This is a genomic window from Celeribacter ethanolicus (assembly GCF_001550095.1).
GTDB classification, from domain to species: domain Bacteria; phylum Pseudomonadota; class Alphaproteobacteria; order Rhodobacterales; family Rhodobacteraceae; genus Celeribacter; species Celeribacter ethanolicus.
Window position 1 is genome coordinate 106,806 of sequence record NZ_LRUC01000048.1, and the last position, 21,838, is coordinate 128,643.

A 21,838-nucleotide genomic window follows, 5' to 3' on the forward strand; every position below is an offset into this window, starting at 1 on the left:
GGGCAACGTGATCGCTGTCCCCGAGGCATTACACATAAGACGCGGCCGTTTGGGCGATTGCGTCCGCATGTTTGTAGATGTCTTCAAGCGTTGTCAGCTCGAACTTTTCTTCATTCTTGTCCGGATCGAAGAGACCCAGCACGTTTTTAGATTTCGCGTTGAAATAGAAACGGCACAGGGGTTTTCGATTGTTGTCGTCTACGAACACGCTGCAATAGCTTTTGGCATCACGGATGGTGATCCGCTCTGTCGGTATGGTTTTAGCGGCAATCGCTTTGACCATCATGAAGGCTTCTTTTTCTTCGTCCGTCGTTATGATGTCGGATTTCGGTTCTTCAGGTGTGGTTCCACCGTCCGTTTTTGTCGTATCGGATTTCGGCCTGAATGCAATATCCAGACGGTCCTGAATGCGATCCCTTACAATGATCTCAATGGCCGATTGAATGGCAGGTCTGATTTGTTCGACGACATTTCTGGTCAGCATGCCATCATGAATTTTACGGCCAATCAGCTTGACGAACTCGTCGTCCGGTTCGTCCAGTTGGGTTTTAAGATATTGGGCTGCGGCATGCGAATACTTGAGCGCAGATGCTGCCTCAAGAATGCTTTCAATCGAGAAGACATCTTTTTGAAACCGGCTGAGTTCTTCGATTTCATCTTCGTCGTGCTTTTGCAGATCGAATTTGAAGAACGGTTTTTTGTCCATCTTGTTCGGAGCGTCGATGTCCGAGAAGAACCACGCTTCTCTGCCATTGGTCAGAATGGCAAGATTTGCTTCGGTTACTCCGAAGTAGCGGTAAAGCTGATTATATTGGGTGTTTCCGAGAGAGGAAGTAATCGGTTTGACCTCAATGAGGATTTTGGTCTCACCATTGATCTTGAGGGCGAAATCGACTTTCTCGCCTTTTTTCGTGCCGACATCCGAGACATATTCGGGAATGACTTCGTCCAGATTAAACGGGTCGAAGCCGAGCGACTGAATGAAGGGTAGGATGACAGAGGTTTTCGTTGCTTCTTCGGTGAGAGCTTTTTCACTCGCGGCTTTGGACCGCTTGGCAAGCTCTTTGATCTGCTCTTTGAATTCCATTCCTCAATCCCCCAATCTCAATTGGGGATATTAAGGAGGAGAAATTTGTTTCAATCAACAGTTTCGAATCTCGTTCATTCGGGAAAACAATTCTCAAGACTGTTTTCTATTTCCGCCCCGGCGCTTCGAACCTCCGGTTCTCCGCGCGCAAACGCGTAAAAACTCTCCCCCGGAGAGTTTTTCAGACGCGTTTGCCCCACAAATCATACTCCCCGGCCTCATCAACTTCGACCGTCACCAAATCCCCCACAGACAACCCCTCGGTCCCCTCGTCAATAAACAGGTTCCCGTCGATCTCCGGCGCATCCGCCTTGGTGCGGCAGGTGGCGATGCCGTCTTCGTCGATGTCGTCGACGATGACCTGTTGAACGGTGCCAACCTTGGCCTGCAACTTGGCTTCGGAGATCGCCTGAGCTTTCTCCATGAAGCGTTCCCAGCGCTCTTGTTTCACCTCGGGGGCGACGTGGTCGGGCAGGGCGTTGGAGCGCGCGCCGGCGACGTTTTCGTATTGGAAACAGCCGACGCGGTCGAGTTGCGCTTCGTCCAGCCAGTTGAGGAGGTATTGGAATTCCGCCTCCGTCTCGCCGGGGTAGCCGACGATGAAGGTGGAGCGCAGCGTGATGTCCGGGCAGACCGCGCGCCAGGCGGCGATCTCGTCGAGCACTTTGGCCGAGGCCGCCGGGCGCGCCATGCGTTTCAACACGTCCGGGTGGCCGTGTTGGAACGGGATGTCGAGATAGGGCAGAACGGCGTTGCCTGCGTCGGCCATGAGCGGGATCAGGTCGCGCACATGGGGGTAGGGGTAGACGTAATGGAGCCGCACCCAGAGGTCATCGGCGGCACCCAGTTGGCCCAGCTCGCGCGCCAGATCGGTGATGTGGCTGCGCACCTCGCGGTCTTTCCACGGGAAGGAGACGTATTTGCGATCAAGGCCATAGGCGGAGGTGTCCTGCGAGATGACCAGCAGTTCCTTGACGCCCGCTTCGACGAGCTTTTCGGCCTCGCGCAAGATGGCATGGACCGGGCGCGATTGCAGTTTGCCACGCATGTCCGGGATGATGCAGAATTTGCAGGCGTGGTTGCAGCCCTCTGAAATCTTGAGGTAGCTGAAATGCCGGGGCGTCAGGCTCACGCCGGTGGCGGGCAGCAGGTCGATGAACGGATCGGGCGAGGGCGGTACGGCGGCGTGGACCGCGTCGAGGACCTGCTCGTATTGATGCGGGCCGGTGACGGCCAGAACCTTCGGATGGACGCCGGTGATATATTCGGGATCGGCGCCGAGACAGCCGGTGACCAGAACCTTGCCGTTTTCCTGAAGCGCCTCGCCGATGGCCTCAAGGCTCTCGGCCTTGGCAGAATCGAGAAAGCCACAGGTGTTGACGATCACCGCATCGGCGCCGGAGTAATCCGCACTGATCTGATAGCCTTCCGCCCGGAGCCGGGTGAGAATGCGTTCGCTGTCGACCAGCGCTTTCGGACAGCCCAGAGAGACCATGCCGATGGTCGGCTGGCCGTCACGGCGGTTCGTGTCGAAGACGGGCTTCGGGGCAAGGTCGGGGCGGAGATTTGGCGGGTTCTGGCTCATGGCGGCGATATACTCCGAAAGAAAGGGTCGGGAAAGCCCCAGAAGAGGTGGGCGTTCCTGTCGGATTTGCCGCGTCGCGGCGGAAAATTTCGTCGCCGGATCGAAAATATTCGCATAGGTTGATGGAGATCACAGACGCGTGATCCCATAATTTTTAGCACAGGCCCGCGGTGTGCGGGTTCGGGCGCGGCCGCAGCGTTTGAGGAGGCGCGGCATCACCCGGAAACCTTGGAAGGATCGAAGATGTTCAGGATGGAACACACCCGTGTCGCGGGACCGGTCGTCTTGTGCCTTGCCGCCGGTATGTTGCCGCAGGGGGCCTCGGCCACGGAAGGATATTTTGCATTGGGCTATAGCCCGGCGGCGCGGGGCGTCGCGGGGGCGGGCGTGGCCTATTCGCAGGACGCCATGTCGGGTGCGATCAACCCGGCCTCAGTGGCCAGCGTGGGGCGCGAGCTGAGTTTCGGGTTTCAGGCGTTTTCGCCGTCGCGGGGCTATACCGGCACGGGCACGGGGTTCATCGCCGATGGCGAGGTCAATTCGGGCAAGGAGTTCTTCCCGGTGCCGAACGCCGCCTATAACCTGCCGCTCGCGAACGGGGCGGTGGTGAACTTTTCCGCTTACGGCAACGGCGGGATGAACACCTCTTACCCGGATGTGAGCAATGCCAATTGCGGCGGTGGCTCGGGGGTCTATTGCGGTGGCGAGGCGGGTGTTGACCTGACCCAGCTTTTCGTCTCGGTGACCTATGCGCAGAAGATGGGCCGGCTCTCTTACGGGATCGCGCCGACGCTGGCGGTGCAGGCCTTTGAGGCCAAAGGGCTTTCGCAATTTTTCAGCATGTCCGTGGATTCCTCGGCGCTCACGAACAATGGCTTGGAATTTTCCTACGGTCTGGGGCTCAGGCTCGGCATGCAATATGAGTTGAGCGATCAACTCACACTCGGGATCGCGGCGCAGACGAAATTCGACATGTCGGAATTCGACGATTACGCCGGGCTGTTCGAAGGTGGCGGGGATTTCGACATTCCGGCCTCGATCACCGTCGGTCTGGCCTATCAGCCGACGCCCGATCTGGCGCTTTTGCTCGATTACCAGAAGATTTTCTACTCAGACGTACCGGCCGTGGGCAATGCCTCCGACGCGGGCGGGCTGGGCGCCGATGGCGGAGCGGGGTTCGGTTGGGAAGATGTCGAGGTGATCCGTCTCGGTGCCGAATGGAAATCCTCGCCGGATATGACCTGGCGGGTGGGCTACGCCCATGCGTCGAACCCGATCGGATCGGAGGACGTGACCTTCGGTATTCTCGCGCCGGGCGTGGTGGAGGATCACTTCACCTTCGGCGGCTCGCGGCAGATCAACGCCCGCGACCGGATTGATTTCTCGATCTCCTATGTGCCGGAAAACACGGTCACCGGGCCGGTGATGTATGGCGGCACGGCGGAGCTGGAAATGAGCCAGCTTTCGGCGTCGATCGGCTGGACCCGCAGCTTCTGATCGCTGTGGCGCTGGATTTGAGAAAGCCCCTCCGGGGGCTTTCCACCTGTTCGCACAGAGTCTGTGCGGCGGATTTGGATGTGTGGGGACGGCGTATCGGCTAGGCTGCGGTAAACCGCATGCAACACAGGTCGCTTCATGCTTACCAACACAGCCACCCGTTACGGCGCGCTTGCGCGCTTTTTCCATTGGGCGATTGCCCTTTTGATCCTCACCGACATTGCTTTGGGCCTGATCGGGGAGAACACGCCGCGCACGGCAGAGACCGCCGCCGGGCTCGCGACGCTCTATTCTGCGCATAAAACCATCGGTGTGGCCGTGCTCGGTCTTGCCGTACTGCGCATCCTCTGGGCGATCACACAGCCGAAACCCGTGCCGGTGCACCCGGAGCGCAAGGCCGAGACGTTGCTGGCCGAGGTGATCCACTGGATGCTTTATGGCGCGATTGTGATCATGCCGCTGTCGGGCTGGGTGATGCATTCCGCCGAAACCGGCTTTGCCCCGATCCTCTGGCCGTTCGGGCAGGACCTGCCGTTCGTGCCGAAATCCGAAGATGTCGCGCATATGGCGGGGGCGGTGCACGGGCTTTCGGCTTTGGTGATTTATCTGACGGTCGCGCTGCATGTCGCAGGGGCGCTGAAACATGCGGTGATCGAGAAAGACGGCGTGCTGTCCCGGATGTTGCGTGGCACAGATGCGGGTGTCGAGGGGGAGGCCCATGCCTCTGCCCTGCCGCCGGTTCTGGCCGCCGTGCTTTGGATTGCCGTTGTGGCCTTTCCCTTCGTGATGCCCGCGCCGGAACGCCCGGATGGGGCCGCCGCGCCGATGGAACAGGCTCAGGTGGAACAGGCCGAGCTTGCCTCCGATCTGCCCTCATGGACGGTCGATCAGGGCAGCCTGACGATCTCCGTCAAACAGATGGGCGCGCCGGTCGAGGGCAGTTTTGCGAACTGGAGTGCCGCCATCGCCTATGACGAGGCGACGGGTACGGGCGAGGTGACGGTCACCATAGACACCACGTCGCTCACGCTCGGCTCGGTGACGCAACAGGCCATGGGGCCGGAGTTTTTCAACACGGAAACCTATGCGACCGCCACGTTCGAAGGGGAGATTTCCCGCATCGAGGGCGCATCGCATCAGGCGGTGGGGACGCTGACGCTGGTGGGACAGGAGGTGCCGGTGACACTGGCTTTCGACCTGACGATTGACGGAGACACCGCGACGATGAGCGGGACGAGCACGCTCGATCGCCGGGATTTCGGCATGGGCGCGGGCTATGCGGATGAGGGCACCGTCGGGTTTGCCGTCGCGGTCGCGACGACGCTGACGGCGGTGCGACAGTAAATTCCGGGTCATTTGGATCAAAAAGAAGGCCGCCGGATCGCTCCGGCGGCCTTTTGAATGCGTGGGCGGGGCGGCTTATTCGGCCAGCATCGCTTCGATGGAAATCTCGATTTCAACCTCGTCGGAGATGTAGGGCGCATACTGACCCATGTCGAAATCGGAGCGCAGCACGGTCAGCTCGCCGTCGAAGCCGAGCCAGGGCTTGTTCATCATCGGGTGCTCGCCCTTCTGGGTCAACTCGGCCTCGATGGTGACGGATTTGGTGATGCCGTTGATGGTCAGATCGCCGGTGATCAGGCCTTCGTCTTCGTCCTCGACGGTGATCGAGGTGGATTTGAAGGAGATGGTCGGGTTCTCTTCGGCACCGAAGAAATCGCCGGTCAGGAAGTGCGCGGTGCGCTCGGCCCAGCCGGTGTAGAGGCTGTCGGTCGGGAAGGAGACTTCGACGGAAGAGTTCGCCGGATCGGCCTCGTCGAACATGATCGTGCCGTCGAAGCCGGAGAACATGCCGGTGGTGGTAGAGAAGCCGAGGTGTTCATAGGTGAAGACGATCTGGCTGTGCGAGGCGTCGAGGGCGTATTTCACCGGTTCGGCAGAAGCGGCGGTTGCGCCGAGGACGAGCGCGGAAGTCAGAAGCAGGTGTTTCATGTCAAAGCTTTCTTTGGCAGTGCGGTTTGAAGATGGCTGTAAAGTTAGCGTGCTGACCGTGAAGCTCAAATTCCGCAGCGCCAAACAGAGTCTGTGCGCAAAGAAACACGCATATGCAAAAATGTGCGAATGCTGTGTGGAAATCGTCTTATACAGGTTTGAAAAAAGCCGCCCCTTCGGGCGACTTTGATCTTCAGAATAGCAATGTGGGCCTTGCCGTCGTTTCGCCGCAGGGCTCAGCGGCGACGGTCGCGGCGCGAGGACATCGGCTGGAACGCCACACCCACATGCGCCTCGCAATAGGGTTTGCCGGGCACGGAGGGCAGGCCGCAGAACCAGAAATCGTCAGTCGCCGGATCGCCGATCGGCCATTTGCAGGTCTTTTCGGTGAGTTCCATGACGGAGATCCGCTTGGCTTTCTTCTCGACCTCGGTGACCTTGGCCAGAGCTTCGGCGGGTATCTCGTTGGTCGAGGGTTGCGGCGGCAGGGGCTGACCGGCGGGGATGATCTGGCGACGGGCGGGCACGGCGGGTTTCGGCGTGGCCTCTGCCATTTCGGTCTGCGCGGCCGGTTGCGGCGCAGGTTTCGGCTTGGCCTCCACCTTGGGTTTGACCGCAGGCTTCGCTTTCGGTTGGGCGGCGGCAGGTTTGGCGGCGGGCGTTGCACTGGCGCCAGCGCGGTTCGACAGGCCGAGACGATGCACCTTGCCGATCACGGCGTTGCGCGTCACGCCACCAAGTTCCTTGGCGATCTGCGAGGCGGATTGACCCTCGCCCCACATTTTCTTCAACAGTTCGACGCGCTCATCGGTCCAGGACATGGTTCTTCCTTCGGTTGTCATCGGGCCTGTGGTTGTCTTGGGTGCGGCCCCGCACCACGCATAAGATCACAAAAACGATCCTGCACAGGGGTTTTGCAGTGCAGGACGCTTGAGATTTCTGTCTGCCCCCTATTTTAAACACGGCGCTTGCGGTTACAAGCGGGCGCGCGGGGAAAACCGCAGACAGGGGTCTATAGCAGGAGAGCGCGGCAATGGAAATGGCTCAAAATGAGGTGCAGATGGGCGTTCGGCGGTTTGGCCGGGTCAACTGGCTTGGACTTTACACGCTGATCGGGCGGGAGATCTCGCGCTTTCTCGCGGTCTGGACACAGACGCTCCTGGCACCTCTGGTGACCGCCGGGCTGTTCCTGACGATCTTCACGCTGGCCATCGGCCCGTCGCGCGGCGATGTCATGGGCGTGCCCTTCGTGCATTTCCTAGCCCCCGGCATCCTCACTATGACGGTGATCCAGAACGCCTTTGCCAATACCTCCTCCTCGATCATGATTTCGAAGGTGCAGGGCAATATCGTCGACACGCTGATGCCGCCTCTGGCGCCGTTCGAACTTGTGATCGGCTATCTTTCGGGTGGGGTGGCGCGCGGCATGTTTGTGGCGATCGCGATCTGGGTCGTGATGGCGGTGTTCGTCGGTCTGCCGCTGCATCATCCGCTGTTTGCCATCGCCTTCGTGGTGCTGGGCGCGCTGTTCATCGGCGGTCTGGGCGTTCTTGCGGGCATCGTCAGCCAGAAATTCGACCATATGGCGGCGATCACCAACTTCATCATCACGCCCTTGTCCTTTCTGTCGGGCACGTTCTACTCGGTCGAGACCCTGCCGCAATGGTTCAAGGTGCTGACCCATCTGAACCCGGTGTTCTATCTGATCGACGGGGTGAGATACGGCATCATCGGCACCTCGGACAGCTCGCCCTGGATCGGGCTTGCGGTGATGAGCGGGGTGACCGCCTTGGTGGTGTTCATCGACTGGCTGTTCTTCAAGCGCGGTACGAAACTGAAATCCTGAATCGAAAAATCGCAGGCGAATGCCGGGCGGCCCCATTGTCGCCGGATTTCCCGGCTAACGACCCCGGTAAGTCTCAACTTGCCGGGGTTTTCGATGAGTCTCAGCGCGCGTTTCCTGTCTCTCTTTGTTCTCTGTTGCGTGCCGTTTGCGATGCGGGCGGAAGAGATCTTGCCCGCGAGCGCAGAACGGATTGGCTGGGAAGGCGTTGGGCGGCTTGAGATGGCGGGGGAGGGCACCTGCACCGGGGCATTGATTGCACCGGATCTGGTACTGACCGCCGCGCATTGCGTGATGGATGCGGAAAACACGCCGCTTGCGCCGGAGAAGATCACGTTTCGCGCCGGGCTTCGGGAGGAGCGCCATGTCGCCGCCTCGCGCGGGGCCGCGGTGGCGGTGATGCCGGGATTCGAGACGGCGGAGCGGGAGACGGGCGACCACCTGCGGCGCGATGTGGCGCTGGTCAAGCTGGCCTCGCCGATCCCTGCGGCGCTGGCCAGGCCTTACGCGCTGCATGGGCCAACGGGGCCGGAGGGCGATCTGACGGTCGCCTCCTATGGTCAGCCGCAGAATGACGTCATGACCATTCAGCGCGCCTGTCATCTTCTGGATGCGTCTCAGGGGCTTTATGCCTTTGATTGCTATATCAATTACGGGTCGTCCGGCGCGCCGGTCTTTGCGGAGGATCAGGGCCGTCTGGCGATTGTCTCGCTCGTGTCCTCCATGGGAGAGGCGGGCGGCAGGCGGGTCGGCTATGGCATGTCGCTTTCAGGGAAAGTTGAGGCGCTCAAGCGGCAGCTTGCGCTTGGGGTGCCGTCATCGGAGGTAAAAGCCGCAGTGGTCAAGCGTATCACGGTCGGCGGCGGAACCTCCTCGCGTGCGGTTGGCAATTCGAAATTCCTTTCGGCGGAGTGAGGGGCGCTGCCGCAAATTTCCTTTGACAGTGCGGGCGGTTTGATCGAAAAGCGCGTCATGAACATGACCCGCGCATATGCTACCGGTAGCCGACGTCGACGCTGAAGCGTCCCTGACGTCCGTTCATCCGTGCCCGAGGCGTGATCCGCGTGGCACAAACCGCGCCAAACCGGCGCAATCCCTTAAAAAATATCCCCCAACCGTTGACAGGCCCGCTGGCTTTCGCCACCCATGAGGCCTCTCTTTTCCAGAGGAACCACACGATGATCTCTTCCGTTCTGCCGACCTACAACCGGGCTCCGCTGTCCTTCGTTAAAGGCGAAGGCTCCTGGCTTATCGAGGCGGACGGGCGCCGTTTTCTCGATCTCGGCGCGGGCATCGCGGTGAACACGCTGGGCCACGCCAACCCGGAGTTGGCGCAGGTGCTCAAGGATCAGGCGGACACGCTGTGGCATGTCTCGAACCTCTACAAGATCCCGGCGCAGGAGGCTCTGGCCGACAAGCTGACCGAGCTGACCTTTGCCGACACCTGTTTCTTTACCAACTCCGGCACCGAGGCCGCCGAGCTGGCGATCAAGATGGCGCGCAAATACTGGTACGAGAAAGGCCAGCCGGAAAAGATCGAAGTGATCTCTTTCGAGGGCTGTTTCCATGGCCGTTCGACCGGCGCGATTGCGGCCTCTGGAACCGACAAGATGGTCAAGGGCTTTGGCCCGCTGATGCCGGGTTTTGTCCATCTGCCGTTCGGCGACTGGGAAGCCGTGGCCGATCACGTCACCGACAAGACGGCGGCGATCCTGATCGAGCCGGTGCAGGGCGAAGGCGGCATCCGCGTGGTGCCCGACGAGGCGCTGAAATTGCTGCGCAGGATTTGCGACGAGAAGGGCGCTCTGCTGATTTTCGACGAGGTGCAATGCGGGATCGCGCGCACGGGGCGGCTGTTCGCCCATGAATATGCGGGGGTGACGCCGGACATCATGATGATTGCCAAGGGCATCGGCGGCGGCTTTCCGCTGGGCGCGGTTCTGGCGACCGAAGAGGCGGCATCGGGCATGACCGCTGGCACGCACGGCTCGACCTATGGCGGCAACCCGCTGGGCTGTGCCATCGGGCTCAAGGTGCTGTCGATCGTTTCCGATCCGGCGTTTCTGGCCGAGGTGAACCGCAAGGCGGGGCTGATGCGGCAAAAGCTCGAAGAGCTGGTGGCAGCTCATCCCGACGTGTTTGAAGCCGTCCGTGGCGAAGGCCTGATGCTCGGCCTCAAATGCAAAATCGCGCCTGCCGATCTGGTGGGCAAAGGCTATGAGCAGGGTGTCCTGACCGTGCCCGCCGCCGACAATGTGGTGCGGCTGTTGCCCGCGCTCAATATCACCGACGAAGAGATTGCCGAGGCCGTATCGCGGATTGATGCCGCCGCCAGTGCGCTCTGACAGACGAAGAGAACAGACCTATGAACCACTTCCTCGACATTCACAAAACCTCAGCACAGGATCTGCACCGGATCATCGAGACCGCGAAACTGACCAAGAACGCGCGTCACGACAAACCGAAAGCCGCGCTTGATGCGGAGCAGCCGCTCAAAGACAAAATGGTCGCGCTGATTTTCGAGAAACCCTCGACCCGGACGCGCGTGTCCTTTGATGTCGGCGTGCGCCAGATGGGCGGCCAGACCATGGTGCTTTCGGGCGCCGATATGCAGCTTGGCCATGGTGAAACCATCGCGGACACGGCGCGGGTTTTATCGCGCTACGTGGACATGATCATGATCCGGACTTTCGAGGAGCAGACGCTCTTGGAGATGGCGGAATATGCTTCCGTGCCGGTGATCAACGGTCTGACGAACCGCACCCATCCCTGCCAGATCATGGCCGACATCCTGACCTATGAGGAGCATCGCGGTTCGATCAAGGGCAAGAAAGTCGTCTGGCTCGGTGATGGCAACAATGTCTGCGCGTCCTTCCTCCATGCCGCCGGTCAGTTCGGCTTTGACATGACCTTCGCAGGTCCTGAGCCGCTCGATCCGGAAATGGGCTTTGTCGAGGAGGCGCGGGCGAAAGGCTCGAATGTCTCGATCACCCGCAGCGCCGAAGAGGCGGTTGCGGGCGCCGATCTCGTGGTGACGGATACCTGGGTGTCGATGCACGATCCGGCCTCGGCGCGGGAACGCCGTCACAACCAGCTTCGGCCCTACCGGGTGGATCGGCGTCTGATGGGGCTCGCGAAGCCCGATGCGCTGTTCATGCATTGCCTTCCGGCGCACCGGGGCGATGAGGTGACGAATTCGGTGATGGATGGTCCGCAATCGGTGATTTTCGACGAAGCGGAGAACCGTCTGCACGCCCAGAAGGCGATTATGCGGTGGTGTGTAGAGGGCAAATGATAAAGGCTCCGGGAGGAGTCCTTGGTCCGAGATGCGGGCAGAGCCCTAACGGGGGGCTGGTCTTCCGGTCTTCACATATGAAAAAGGGCACCCGATGCGGTGCCCTTTTTCATTGTTCGGAGAGGTGTCAGTTTGCCAGATGCGCCAGGAACCAGAAGACCACGGCGGACATCGTGGCGGCGGCGGGGACGGTGATGATCCAGGCGGCGACGATGGTCATGAAATGGCTGCGGCGCACGAGTTTGCGGCGGTGACGTTCCTCGGCGGCGATGCGGGTGATCTTCTTGGAGCGCGCGGTCTCGTCGAGGCGCTTCTCGTGATACCATTCGCGGAAAAAGCCGACGCCGAACACGCCCCCCACGGCGATATGGGTAGAGGAGACCGGCAGGCCGAGCCAGCTTGCGAGGATCACGGTGATGGCGGCGGAGAGCGCCACGCAATAGGCGCGCATCGGGTTCAGTTTGGTGATCTGGCTGCCGACCATGCGGATGAGTTTCGGGCCGAAGAGGATGAGGCCGAAGGAAATCCCCAGCGCGCCGATCACCATGACCCAATGCGGGATATTGACGCTGCCGGCAAAGCCGCCCTCGGCATTGGCATGGACGATGGCGGCCAGAGGGCCGACGGCATTCGCGACATCGTTGGCGCCATGGGCAAAGGACAGCAGTGCGGCGGAGATCACCAGCGGCAGGCCGAACAGCGCTTTGAGCGATTTGTTGCGGTTTTCGAGCCCCTGGGACTGTCGCCGGATCAGAGGCGCGGAGCCGACATAGGACAGCGCGCCCACGGCGAGACCAATGAGCAAAGCGGTCAGCAGGTCGATATGGACGATCTTTTTCAGGCCCTTGATCGCCAGATAGGTGGCAAACGTACCCATCATGATGCCGATCAGCACCGGGACCCAGACGCGGGCGGCGGCGATCTTGTCGTCCTTGTAGATGATGCGCGCCTTGATGAACCACAGGAACCCGGCGGCGATCACACCGCCCAAGAGCGGCGAGATGACCCAGCTTGCGGCAATCGCGCCGATCGAGCCCCAGTTGACGGTGCCGAAACCCGCCGCCGCGATGCCCGCACCCATGACGCCGCCGACGACGGCATGGGTGGTGGAGACGGGCGCGCCGATCCATGTGGCGAGATTGACCCAGAGGGCGGAGGACAGGAGCGCGGCCATCATCGCCCAGATGAAAATCCGGGTGTCGGCCATGGCGGCCGGGTCGATGATGCCCTTGGAGATCGTGGAAACCACGTCGCCACCTGCGAGAAGCGCGCCTGCGCTTTCGAACAGGGCGGCGATGACGATGGCCCCGCCCATGGTCAGCGCATTGGCGCCGACCGCAGGTCCCATGTTGTTCGCGACATCGTTGGCGCCGATGTTGATCGCCATATAGGCGCCCAGAGCGGCGGCGGCGATCACCACGGCGGAGCCCGGTTGACCGCCGAACAGGAAGGCGGCGAGAAGCCCTGCGACGATGATGAAGGCCAGCGCCACACCGAGCCCCACCATCGGACGGGCGATGTGAAAGGTGGCGGACTCGAACTGGGTGATCCGGTTCAGGTCCTTGTCCAGCGTATTCCACTGTTTTCCGTGATCTTCCGTCTCCGACATCGGCGCTCCGCTTTGTCATAAAACCGTTACAGGCGGCGCAGCGCTACCGTGCCCGGCCTTGCATTGCAAGCCTTTCGGAACGCGACGTGACGAAGATGTGCCGGGAAGGACCGGATCAGAAGCCGAGCAGAAGGTCGCGCAATTCCGGTTCGTCGACCAGGGCGGCGGCCTGTTTCGGACTCATCCAACTGCGTTTGCGCTGGCCTTTTTCGGGGAAATCGCCTTCGAGATGGTCGACCTCGATCGGATAGACCGTGGCCTCCACCGGTGCGGGCAGGCCGTTGTCGAGTTTCTTGATGTAATGGTAAAGACCCACAGGCTGACGCTTCACTCGTGCGGGTTTGACACCGGCCTCTTCCCAGGCCTCCTGCGCCGCGGTTCCGGCGCCGTCGAGGCCGTCGATCGGCCAGCCTTTCGGGATGATCCAGCGCCCGGTGTCACGGGAGGTGATCAAAAGCACTTCCTTGCCCTTCTTGCCCTTGCGCCAGCACAGGGCGGCCGATTGCACGCGGTCGGGCCGGCGCAGCAGAGGGTCGAAGACTCCTGTCCAAGCGGATTTGAGCAAAGTTGCCATGGGATGAGTTTGTGCCTGTTATGTCTATATTGCGTATATACATAGGGCGGGATTTCCGGAAATGCAAGTTTTCTTGGGGAAATGCTTGTCGCAAAGCCGGTTTGCCATATCTTTGAGCGGAAACAAGGCCGCGCGTTTCACCGCAGTGTGCGTGGTGTTTCACCTGACAAAAGAAGGAGTTGCCCGAATATGTCTCAGGCTCGGATCGGTCTTGTCGGCCTCGGCGTCATGGGCGCCAATCTTTCGCTCAATATCGCCGAAAACGGTTTTCCCGTCGCCGTGTTCAACCGCACCGGCTCGGTCACAGACGCTTTCGTGGCCTCGGCGGGCGATCTCGCGGAGCGGCTCGTTCCGGCCAAGTCCTATGAGGCGCTGGTCGCGTCGCTGAGCCGCCCGCGCGCGGTGATCATCATGGTCAAGGCGGGTGGGCCGGTCGATGCGGTGATCGACGCGCTTGTGCCGCTGATGGCGCCGGGAGACATGATCATTGATGCGGGCAATGCCGATTTCCACGACACGCGCCGCCGGGAGGCCGCTCTGCGGGACAAGGGGCTCAGCTTCATCGGCATGGGGGTGTCGGGTGGTGAAGAGGGGGCGCGGCAAGGGCCGTCGATCATGGTCGGCGGCAATCCGGAGAGCTATGCGGTGATCCGCGACATCATCGAGGCAATTGCCGCCAAACATGAGGGCGTTCCCTGTGCCGCGTATTTCGGGCCGGATGGCGCAGGGCATTTCGTCAAGACCGTGCATAATGGCATCGAATATGCCGATATGCAGATGATCGCGGAGGTCTATGGCATCCTGCGCGACGGGGCCGGACGTGCGCCTGCCGAGATCGGCACGCTGTTTGCGGCGTGGAACGAGGGGCCGCTCAACTCCTATCTTGTAGACATTTCGTCCCGTGTGCTCGGCACCCTTGATCCCAAAACGGGCCGGCCGATCGTCGATGTGATCGTCGATAAGGCCGGGCAGAAAGGCACCGGGCGCTGGACCGCGATCGAAGCGCTCAGGCTGGGGCAGTCGCCGTCCGCGATCGAGGCCGCGGTGGCCGCGCGGTCCTGGTCGGCGGAGAAGGCTACGCGGCAGGCGGGTAAGGCGTTGTTCGGAGATCTGGGCTCCGAGGCCTTGCCGATCCCATCGGAGGCGGATCTCGAGCGCGCGCTTCTGGCCGCGAAGATCATTGCCTACGATCAGGGATTTAAAATCCTGGCCGCGGCGTCCGCCGAATATGACTGGGCGCTCGATCTGGCCAGTGCGGCGGAGGTCTGGCGCGAAGGCTGCATCATCCGTTCGGCCCTGCTCGACGATATGGCTTCCGCGATCCGAGAAGGCCTGCCGCAGGGCCAGTTGATCTTTGCGCCGCGTTTCGCCGGGCTGATCCGCGACGGTGCCACAGCTCTGCGTCGCACGGTGGCCTATGCCGCTTCCGCGGGGGTGCCGGTGCCGGCCTTTGCCAATGCGCTGGCCTATTTCGACACGATGCGACAGGGGCGCGGCACCTCCGATCTCATCCAGGCGCAGCGAGATTTCTTCGGGGCGCACGGGTTCGAACGCACCGATGGGGGCGAAGGGCAGCACGGGCCATGGGCCGGCAGCGTGGCACATAGCTGAAGAGACCCGCCCCTTGCGCGGGGGCGGGGTTTTGTGATTTCTCATCCCCATGCCCGACTCCCCGGGTGAGAGAGCGATGCGCATGAGTTTCGTCTTCTTCATCAACGGTCTGGTGATGGTCTTCTTCGCCGCCCTCATGGGGGTCGTTGCGCTGCTCTTTCCAGATACCTCGAAGATGTTCGGGGAGGCCGCGCTTTTGACCGGCTTTATGGGGGGTACGCTTGCGATGGCCTCTTCGCCGCGCACCGAAGGCCTGCGCCCGTTGCACACCTTTTTGTTGACCTCCTCGGTCTGGATGGTGGCTGCACTCTGCGGCGCGCTGCCGCTTTATGCCTATGACCTGTCGCTCACCGATGCGTTTTTCGAGGCGATGTCGGGGATTACGACCACCGGCTCTACCGTTATGTCCGGGCTCGATGAGACGCCGCGCGGCATCATCCTATGGCGGGCGATGCTTCAGGCGGTTGGGGGCGTCGGCTTCATCGTCACCGGGATTGCGCTTTTGCCGATCCTCAAGGTCGGTGGCATGCAGCTTTTCCGTTCGGAAAGCTCGGAGACCGGCGAGCGCGAGTTGCGCAACGCCACGATGTTCGCCTCCGCCACCTTGCAGATTTACTTCGCTCTGATCGTGATTTGCGGGCTGCTCTATTTCGTTGGCGGCATGTCGCCCTTCGATGCGGTCACCCATGCGATGACCACGCTGTCGACGGGCGGCTATTCCGGTTACGACGCCTCTTTCGGGCATTTCGACAGCGCCTTTCTGCAATGGACCTGCACGCTGTTCATGCTCTTCGGGGCCTTGCCGTTTTCCTGGTATATCAGAGGGTTGCGGCATGGGCGCTGGAAGTCCGAACAGGTCACGGCCATGCTCGTCTCGCTCGCGGTGAGCATCGGGGCGCTGTCGCTCTGGCTGATGATCACGCGGGGCGAGGGGCTGTTTGATGCGCTGCGGCTGGTGGCGTTCAACGTGATTTCGGTCGTGACCACCACGGGCTATGCGACCACGGATTACACGCTCTGGGGACCGTTCGCGGTGGTGGCGTTCTTTGTCCTGACGGCGGCGGGCGGCGCCACCGGATCGACGGCGGGCGGGGCCAAGGCGATGCGCTGGCTCGTCGCCTTTCGCGCGCTCAAGGCACAGATCCGGCAAAGCTATGCGCCCCACCGGGTCACGTTCGTGAAATACGAAGATCGTCCCGTGGCCCCGGATGCGCTTTCGGGCGTGATCGCCTTTTTCGTGCTCTATGCGGCCACCTTCGGGGTGATGGCTTCGCTTTTGAGCTTCTTCGGGCTCGATATGTCCACCGCGACATCGGGGGCGCTGACCGCGCTTGCCAATGTCGGTCCGGGGGTCGGCGACATCATCGGTCCGGCGGGCAATTTCGCGACGCTGAACACGCCGTCGAAGCTGGTGCTGACCTTTGGCATGTATCTCGGGCGGCTGGAGATGGCGACGGTCTACGCGCTCTTCGCGCCGCTGTTCTGGCGGGAGTTGATGACGGCGCGATAACTCTTAACCGCTCGTCATACAGCGCCCTAAATAGGTTAAAACGCTGTCACATTTGTCCCGCGAAGACTGTCACGATCTTTAACAAATGGTTTTCACGTTCTGCGGGGTTTGGCCCGCAGCGTTGGATTGGCCTCGGTCGGGTCCTCGGGCCAGGGGTGCTTTGGGTAGCGCCCGCGCATGTCCTTGCGCACATCGGCATAGGAGGTTTTCCAGAAGTTCGGCAGGTCCATCGTGACCTGAACCGGGCGATGCGCGGGGGACGTCAGGACCACTTTCAACGGCACGCGTTTCGGGCCGACGGTTGGGTGCACTGTGGTGCCGAAAAACTCCTGCAACCGCCCGGTGACTTCGGGATGTTCGCCCGAATAATCAATCGGCAACCTACGCCCGACGGGGCTTTCAAACGCGCTGGGAACCTCCCGGTCGAGCCGTTGCATCTGATCCCAGTCGAGCATGCCCCGCAGCGCCTCGGTGATGTCGAGAGCGCGGAGCTGGGCCTCGGTTTTTGCGCCCTTGAGGTAGGGCAGAAGCCAGTCTTCGAGATGATCCAATAGAGCGGCGTCGGTCATGTCGGGGTAATCCGCCCCCATCAGCGCGACACGGGCGGCAAAGCGGCGTGCGGCATCGGTCCAGGGCAGGCCGATCTGGCGCAGACCGACCAGCGCCCCGCGCGCGATGGCCTCCGGGGGGGCGTCTTTCCATTGCCGGTCGTCCAACACCAGCGCGCCGAACATCTCGCGCCTGCGCGCGACCACGCGTTTTTCGCGCCTGTCCCAGTCGCAGACCTCGACCCATGCAATCTGATCGCCGTAGAGGCCGCGCAGTTCGCTTTCGTTGATCTGGGCGGCCTGCCGGATTTTGGCATCCCGCGCTGCGCCGTCCGTGTCGGTGACAACAATGAGCCGGGCGGAAGCCAGATCGTCATGCTCCGCCATCACCGCGCCCTTGCCTCCAGACAGAAGATAGCGCGGCTGATCGCCGGGACGGCGCAGCCCGATCCGGTCGGGGTAGGCGAGCGCGGCCATTTCACCAAGGTTCATGGGGGCGGTTTGTGGCAGGCCCTGCCTGAGGCGTTTGGCCTCCTGTTTGACGCGTTCGATCACGCCACGGTCGGCGGCATTGCCGGGAGACGTGAGCGCCCGCATGCGCAGGGACAGATCCGCACCTGCCCCCCGCAAAGGATCGCGTTCGTTCAAGAGTGCGGCCAGTTCGGTGGCCTGTGTCCCCGCGATTTGTAGCATATGTGCAAGTCTTGGGTGTAGCGGTTTCGCCGCCAAAGCTTTGCCATGGGCTGTGATCCGACCTTCGACGTCGAGCGCGCCAAGGCTGTGAAGCAGGGCGCGCGCTTCTGCCAGAGGTCCGGCGGGGGGCGGCGTGAGGAAGGCGAGATCCGTTTCGGCGGCCCCCCAGAGCGCGAGTTCCAAAGCCAGGCTGGTAAGGTCGGCCGTCTCGATCTCTGCGGGGGCGAAGGCGGGCAGGGCGCCTTCTTCGCCTTTGGTCCAGAGCCGGTAACAGACCCCGTCGGAGACCCGGCCCGCGCGGCCCCGGCGCTGTTCGGCTTCGGCACGGGAGACCCGCTCGGTCACGAGGCGCGACATGCCCGAGGCCGGATCGAACAGCGCCCGGCGGGCCCGGCCCGCGTCGACGACGATGCGGACATCCTCAATGGTCAGAGAAGTCTCGGCAATCGAGGTCGCCAGTACGATCTTGCGGCCCTCTCGGGCGGGGGCGATGGCGGCGCGCTGATCGGCGAATTTCATCGCGCCGAACAGTGGGCGGAGTGTGCAGTCGGAGGGGATTTTCCCCTCCAGGAGCGCCTGAACCCGGCGAATTTCGCCTTCGCCTGGCAAGAACACGAGCGCGGAGCCCGGCGCCTCCGCAATGGCGCGGAGCGTCAGATCGGCCACCGCCTGTTCCAGCCGCTGCATCTTGGGAACGGGCGCGTCGAGCCAACGGGTCTCGACCGGATAGGCGCGCCCCTCCGAGCGCACCACAGGGGCATCGTCCAGCAGCGCTGCTACCGGATCTGCGTCAAGGGTCGCGGACATGACAATCAGCACAAGGTCGTCGCGCAGCGCCTGCCGCACCTCCCAGGTGAGCGCCAGCCCGAAATCCGCGTTCAGGCTACGTTCGTGGAATTCGTCAAATATGACCGCCCCGATCCCGGTCAATTCCGGGTCGGCTTGTAGTATGCGTGTGAGTATTCCCTCGGTCACCACCTCGATGCGCGTGGCCTTCGAGATCTTCGCCTCGCCTCGAATGCGGTAGCCGACGGTCTCGCCCGCGCGCTCGCCCAGTGTCTCCGCCATGCGTTCGGCGGCGGAGCGCGCGGCGAGGCGGCGCGGCTCCAACATCACGATCCTGCCGGTCACCACGGGCAAAAGCGCCAGAGGCACGCGGGTGGTTTTCCCGGCTCCCGGCGGGGCCATGAGCACGGCGCGACCCTCCGCTTTTACAGCGGCGGTCAATTCACCCAGCACGTCGTCGATCGGCAATCTATCCATGGCGGTCTTATCGGCGATCTGCGGGGGCGTGAAAAGCACCCCGTTTCCTTTGCTGTCGCAAATACTCATCCCTTTGTGCCACACTGGACACCAAGGCCGGAAATGTGCAAGTCAAAGGCCAAAGCGACAGGGAGGCCCGAGATGGAGATCAGCACATTAGCCGAACAGGTGATTGCCGGAAACCGTCGCGCTCTGGCCCGTGCGATCACGCTGGTCGAAAGCGCGCGGGAAGATCACCGGGCGAAGGCGATCACGTTGATGGAAGAGATCGGCAAGTGCGGGCGTCAGGCGCTGCGGCTCGGGTTGTCGGGGACGCCGGGGGTGGGCAAGTCCACCTTTATCGAAAGCTTTGGCATGATGCTGATCAAAGAGGGGCTGAAGGTGGCGGTTCTGGCCGTCGATCCGTCGTCCTCGCGCTCTGGCGGCTCGATCCTTGGCGACAAGACGCGGATGGAATTGCTGTCACGGGAAAAGAACGCCTTTATCCGGCCCTCGCCCTCGCAATCCGAACTTGGCGGCGTGGCGCGGCGCACGCGGGAGGCTGTGGCGCTTTGCGAGGCGGCGGGCTACGATTTGATCCTGATCGAGACCGTGGGGGTGGGGCAGTCGGAGACGGTGGTGTCCGAGATGTCCGATCTGTTCCTGCTGCTCTTGGCGCCAGCGGGCGGCGACGAATTGCAGGGCGTCAAGCGCGGCATCATGGAGATGGCCGATCTGATTCTGGTGAACAAAGCCGACGGTGATCTCAAACCCGCGGCGCAACGCACCTGCGCCGATTATGCGGGGGCGCTCCGGCTGATCCGCAAACGTCCGCAGGACCCGATGGATTTTCCCAAGGCGATGACGGTTTCCGCAATCGAAGAGAAGGGCTTGCAAGAGGCCTGGGGCGAGATGAACATGCTCATTGACTGGCGGCGTGAGAACGGGTTCTTCGACAAGCGTCGGTCGGAACAGGCCGAGTACTGGTTTGCGCAGGACATTCGTCACGGGCTTTTGTCGCAGCTTGAGAAAGAACCTTTGAAGTCGATGATCTCCGGGCTGGCGAGCAAGGTCGCCAGAGGGGAGATCACGCCGGGCCATGCGGCTGCGGATGTCCTGACAGCTTTGCGCGGGCATTGAAGCCGGTTCGGTTCGGGAAGAGGCTTGACGATTCTCCCCGGATCGCCTATGCACCGCAAACTGAATTTTGGGCGCGGCTTGATAGCTGTGTCCTTTTCTGTTGGAAATCGGTCTTTCCCCGTGTTTCACGCCGCTTTTCGGACTTGCGTCCGGGGCGGGGGCGCGTAAAAGAGGGCCGAATAAGACAGAAACGAGTCTTTTAAACTGCGAGAGCTTTTGCTTTCGAAAGTAGAAACGAGGATGAACCCATGTCGCGTCGTTGCGAACTGACCGGTAAAGGCCCGATGACTGGCAACAATGTCAGCCACGCCAAAAACAGAACCCGCCGCCGTTTCCTTCCGAACCTCAACGATGTGACGCTGATTTCGGAAACCCTCGGCCGCTCCTTCAAGCTGCGCATCTCTGCGTCGGCTCTGCGCTCCGTCGACCACCGCGGTGGTCTCGACGCCTTCCTCGCGAAAGCCCGCGACGAAGAGCTGTCCGACAACGCGCTGAAAATCAAGAAAGACATCGCGAAGGCCCAAGCAGCCGCTTAAGCCTTTCTGCGAGATCCTTTCGGATTTTCCCAAAGATTGAACCCCGTGAGTTTTACCTCGCGGGGTTTTCTTGTCTCTTGACCACGGCGATTTGTCCCCTTTTCTTTCGGGAGCGGATCGCTAAAGTGCTTCCACTATGCGCATCACCCGCACGATAAAGGCCGTTCTGGTCGCGTTTCTGCTCATCGTCACGTCCCAGTCCATGGCCGTGGCGCGGGGCACCATGCGCGATGCGACGGGTGCGGTGGTGCTTTGCACCGGCACGGGACCGATTACCGTGCTCACGGACGCAGATGGTCAGCCGATCGGCCCGAGTCACATTTGTCCCGACTGTGCTCTGAGCGTGATCGCGGGTCTGGCGGATGCATTCGACCTGCAACCGCCTGTGCAGCATATGCTGCGCTTCTCGCCCCCGACCTTTGCCGCCCGTGGTCATGACACGGTCCCGCCCCACGCCTGTGCCCGCGCCCCGCCTTTGGTCTGATACCCCCTTCGTTTCAAAGACCTACGACCAAAGGACCGCACATGTTCAAAACCACCCTTCTGGCCGGGCTTGCCGCCTGCGCATTCGCTCTGCCCGCCTTCGCTGACATCGAAATCGTCGATCCCTTCGCCCGTTCTTCCGGCATGATGGCCAAGGCCGGGGCGGCTTTCTTCATCATCGAAAACACAGGTGACGAAGCCGATCGCCTGATCGACGCCAAATCCGACATTTCCAAAGTGACCGAGCTGCACACCCATAAGGACATGGGCGATGGCATCATGAAAATGGTCCATGTTCCCGAGGGCTTCGAGATCCCGGCCCATGGCACCCATGCTCTGGCCCGCGGCGGCGACCACGTCATGTTCATGGGGCTGTTGCAACCGATGAATCAGGGCGACACCGTGACCGTGACCCTGACCTTCGAGAAGGCCGGGGACATTACTGTTGAAATCCCCGTAGATCTGGAGCGCGGCGAGGCGGCCATGCCGATGAACGGCAAAATGGGCAACTGAACTGTCCCGACCCCAAGACGACAGGCACGCGTTCCGGCGCGTGCCTTTTTTCTTGCGCGGATCGAAAAAAGGCTTAGATG

Annotated in this window: 19 protein-coding genes; 12 read left to right on the plus strand and 7 right to left on the minus strand. The window is 61.8% G+C overall.

The window, feature by feature from the left end:
- Positions 1-28: 28 nt before the first annotated feature.
- Positions 29-1,087, minus strand: coding sequence for a type I restriction endonuclease (locus NH195_RS18285; protein WP_066710446.1), 1,059 nt, complete (start codon positions 1,085-1,087; stop codon positions 29-31).
- A 181-nt stretch (positions 1,088-1,268) separates the two neighbouring features.
- A complete protein-coding gene (gene rimO / locus NH195_RS18290) occupies positions 1,269-2,672 on the minus strand; it encodes a 30S ribosomal protein S12 methylthiotransferase RimO (RefSeq protein WP_066710449.1) in 1,404 nt (467 codons plus the stop codon).
- A gap of 243 nt (positions 2,673-2,915) precedes the next feature.
- Between rimO and NH195_RS18295 the strand changes: the two genes are divergently transcribed.
- Both NH195_RS18295 and NH195_RS18300 read left to right on the plus strand, forming a co-directional pair.
- Positions 2,916-4,169, plus strand: coding sequence for an OmpP1/FadL family transporter (locus tag NH195_RS18295; protein WP_066710452.1), 1,254 nt, complete (start codon positions 2,916-2,918; stop codon positions 4,167-4,169).
- A gap of 138 nt (positions 4,170-4,307) precedes the next feature.
- Positions 4,308-5,513 carry a cytochrome b/b6 domain-containing protein gene (locus NH195_RS18300; protein ID WP_066710455.1) on the plus strand — a complete coding sequence of 402 codons (1,206 nt, stop codon included), beginning with the start codon at positions 4,308-4,310 and terminating at the stop codon, positions 5,511-5,513.
- Positions 5,514-5,588: 75 nt separating this feature from the next.
- On the opposite strand, the gene NH195_RS18305 is transcribed toward NH195_RS18300, so the two are convergent.
- Together NH195_RS18305 and NH195_RS18310 are read right to left on the minus strand one after the other, a co-directional pair.
- Complete coding sequence (locus NH195_RS18305) at positions 5,589-6,161, minus strand: YceI family protein (protein ID WP_066710457.1); 573 nt, start codon at positions 6,159-6,161, stop codon at positions 5,589-5,591.
- A 236-nt stretch (positions 6,162-6,397) separates the two neighbouring features.
- Positions 6,398-6,982 (minus strand): GcrA family cell cycle regulator, encoded by a 585-nt coding sequence (locus NH195_RS18310; RefSeq protein WP_066710460.1) that lies wholly within the window; start codon positions 6,980-6,982, stop codon positions 6,398-6,400.
- Positions 6,983-7,194: 212 nt separating this feature from the next.
- Here NH195_RS18310 and NH195_RS18315 point away from each other — a divergent pair, with 212 nt between their 5' ends.
- From NH195_RS18315 to argF, 4 genes are all read left to right on the plus strand, one after another.
- On the plus strand, positions 7,195-8,007 hold the full coding sequence (locus tag NH195_RS18315) for an ABC transporter permease (RefSeq protein WP_081424019.1): 813 nt from the start codon (positions 7,195-7,197) through the stop codon (positions 8,005-8,007).
- Positions 8,008-8,175: 168 nt separating this feature from the next.
- Positions 8,176-8,919 (plus strand): trypsin-like serine peptidase, encoded by a 744-nt coding sequence (locus NH195_RS18320; RefSeq protein WP_162265897.1) that lies wholly within the window; start codon positions 8,176-8,178, stop codon positions 8,917-8,919.
- Positions 8,920-9,182: 263 nt separating this feature from the next.
- Positions 9,183-10,349, plus strand: coding sequence for an aspartate aminotransferase family protein (locus NH195_RS18325; protein WP_066710464.1), 1,167 nt, complete (start codon positions 9,183-9,185; stop codon positions 10,347-10,349).
- A gap of 20 nt (positions 10,350-10,369) precedes the next feature.
- The gene (gene argF, locus NH195_RS18330) at positions 10,370-11,299 is read left to right on the plus strand and encodes an ornithine carbamoyltransferase (RefSeq protein WP_066710466.1); all 930 of its coding nucleotides are present in this window, start codon (positions 10,370-10,372) and stop codon (positions 11,297-11,299) included.
- A gap of 127 nt (positions 11,300-11,426) precedes the next feature.
- Here argF and NH195_RS18335 read toward each other — a convergent pair whose 3' ends face one another.
- On the minus strand, positions 11,427-12,908 hold the full coding sequence (locus NH195_RS18335) for an inorganic phosphate transporter (RefSeq protein ID WP_066710468.1): 1,482 nt from the start codon (positions 12,906-12,908) through the stop codon (positions 11,427-11,429).
- Positions 12,909-13,023: 115 nt separating this feature from the next.
- Positions 13,024-13,482 carry an NUDIX hydrolase gene (locus NH195_RS18340; RefSeq protein ID WP_066710470.1) on the minus strand — a complete coding sequence of 153 codons (459 nt, stop codon included), beginning with the start codon at positions 13,480-13,482 and terminating at the stop codon, positions 13,024-13,026.
- A 189-nt stretch (positions 13,483-13,671) separates the two neighbouring features.
- On the opposite strand from NH195_RS18340, the gene gndA reads away from it, so the two are divergent.
- Positions 13,672-15,093, plus strand: a complete 1,422-nt coding sequence (gene gndA, locus NH195_RS18345; protein ID WP_066710473.1) for an NADP-dependent phosphogluconate dehydrogenase — start codon at positions 13,672-13,674, stop codon at positions 15,091-15,093.
- A gap of 82 nt (positions 15,094-15,175) precedes the next feature.
- Positions 15,176-16,603: a TrkH family potassium uptake protein gene (locus NH195_RS18350; RefSeq protein WP_066710553.1), complete on the plus strand. Its 1,428-nt coding sequence runs from the start codon at positions 15,176-15,178 to the stop codon at positions 16,601-16,603.
- 92 nt (positions 16,604-16,695) lie between these two features.
- Here NH195_RS18350 and hrpB read toward each other — a convergent pair whose 3' ends face one another.
- Positions 16,696-19,107, minus strand: coding sequence for an ATP-dependent helicase HrpB (gene hrpB / locus NH195_RS18355; protein WP_066710555.1), 2,412 nt, complete (start codon positions 19,105-19,107; stop codon positions 16,696-16,698).
- 141 nt (positions 19,108-19,248) lie between these two features.
- On the opposite strand from hrpB, the gene meaB reads away from it, so the two are divergent.
- From meaB to NH195_RS18375, 4 genes are all read left to right on the plus strand, one after another.
- The gene (gene meaB / locus NH195_RS18360; RefSeq protein ID WP_066710477.1) at positions 19,249-20,226 is read left to right on the plus strand and encodes a methylmalonyl Co-A mutase-associated GTPase MeaB; all 978 of its coding nucleotides are present in this window, start codon (positions 19,249-19,251) and stop codon (positions 20,224-20,226) included.
- A gap of 248 nt (positions 20,227-20,474) precedes the next feature.
- Complete coding sequence (gene rpmB, locus NH195_RS18365; RefSeq protein WP_066710480.1) at positions 20,475-20,762, plus strand: 50S ribosomal protein L28; 288 nt, start codon at positions 20,475-20,477, stop codon at positions 20,760-20,762.
- A gap of 136 nt (positions 20,763-20,898) precedes the next feature.
- A complete protein-coding gene (locus tag NH195_RS18370; protein ID WP_066710483.1) occupies positions 20,899-21,246 on the plus strand; it encodes a hypothetical protein in 348 nt (115 codons plus the stop codon).
- Between the two features lie 41 nt (positions 21,247-21,287).
- Positions 21,288-21,758, plus strand: a complete 471-nt coding sequence (locus NH195_RS18375) for a copper chaperone PCu(A)C (RefSeq protein ID WP_066710486.1) — start codon at positions 21,288-21,290, stop codon at positions 21,756-21,758.
- The last annotated feature ends 80 nt before the right edge of the window (positions 21,759-21,838 follow it).

What these genes read in the sequence shown, in the direction of transcription:
- rpmB (WP_066710480.1), top strand. Translation starts at nt 20,475, where the DNA reads ATGTCGCGTCGTTGCGAACTGACCGGTAAAGGCCCGATGACTGGCAAC.
- NH195_RS18295 (WP_066710452.1), top strand. Translation starts at nt 2,916, where the DNA reads ATGTTCAGGATGGAACACACCCGTGTCGCGGGACCGGTCGTCTTGTGC.
- NH195_RS18325 (WP_066710464.1), top strand. Translation starts at nt 9,183, where the DNA reads ATGATCTCTTCCGTTCTGCCGACCTACAACCGGGCTCCGCTGTCCTTC.
- argF (WP_066710466.1), top strand. Translation starts at nt 10,370, where the DNA reads ATGAACCACTTCCTCGACATTCACAAAACCTCAGCACAGGATCTGCAC.
- meaB (WP_066710477.1), top strand. Translation starts at nt 19,249, where the DNA reads ATGGAGATCAGCACATTAGCCGAACAGGTGATTGCCGGAAACCGTCGC.
- NH195_RS18300 (WP_066710455.1), top strand. Translation starts at nt 4,308, where the DNA reads ATGCTTACCAACACAGCCACCCGTTACGGCGCGCTTGCGCGCTTTTTC.
- NH195_RS18375 (WP_066710486.1), top strand. Translation starts at nt 21,288, where the DNA reads ATGTTCAAAACCACCCTTCTGGCCGGGCTTGCCGCCTGCGCATTCGCT.
- NH195_RS18285 (WP_066710446.1), bottom strand. Translation starts at nt 1,087, where the DNA reads ATGGAATTCAAAGAGCAGATCAAAGAGCTTGCCAAGCGGTCCAAAGCC.
- NH195_RS18315 (WP_081424019.1), top strand. Translation starts at nt 7,195, where the DNA reads ATGGAAATGGCTCAAAATGAGGTGCAGATGGGCGTTCGGCGGTTTGGC.
- gndA (WP_066710473.1), top strand. Translation starts at nt 13,672, where the DNA reads ATGTCTCAGGCTCGGATCGGTCTTGTCGGCCTCGGCGTCATGGGCGCC.
- NH195_RS18305 (WP_066710457.1), bottom strand. Translation starts at nt 6,161, where the DNA reads ATGAAACACCTGCTTCTGACTTCCGCGCTCGTCCTCGGCGCAACCGCC.
- NH195_RS18335 (WP_066710468.1), bottom strand. Translation starts at nt 12,908, where the DNA reads ATGTCGGAGACGGAAGATCACGGAAAACAGTGGAATACGCTGGACAAG.
- NH195_RS18350 (WP_066710553.1), top strand. Translation starts at nt 15,176, where the DNA reads ATGAGTTTCGTCTTCTTCATCAACGGTCTGGTGATGGTCTTCTTCGCC.
- hrpB (WP_066710555.1), bottom strand. Translation starts at nt 19,107, where the DNA reads ATGGATAGATTGCCGATCGACGACGTGCTGGGTGAATTGACCGCCGCT.
- NH195_RS18370 (WP_066710483.1), top strand. Translation starts at nt 20,899, where the DNA reads ATGCGCATCACCCGCACGATAAAGGCCGTTCTGGTCGCGTTTCTGCTC.
- NH195_RS18310 (WP_066710460.1), bottom strand. Translation starts at nt 6,982, where the DNA reads ATGTCCTGGACCGATGAGCGCGTCGAACTGTTGAAGAAAATGTGGGGC.
- rimO (WP_066710449.1), bottom strand. Translation starts at nt 2,672, where the DNA reads ATGAGCCAGAACCCGCCAAATCTCCGCCCCGACCTTGCCCCGAAGCCC.
- NH195_RS18340 (WP_066710470.1), bottom strand. Translation starts at nt 13,482, where the DNA reads ATGGCAACTTTGCTCAAATCCGCTTGGACAGGAGTCTTCGACCCTCTG.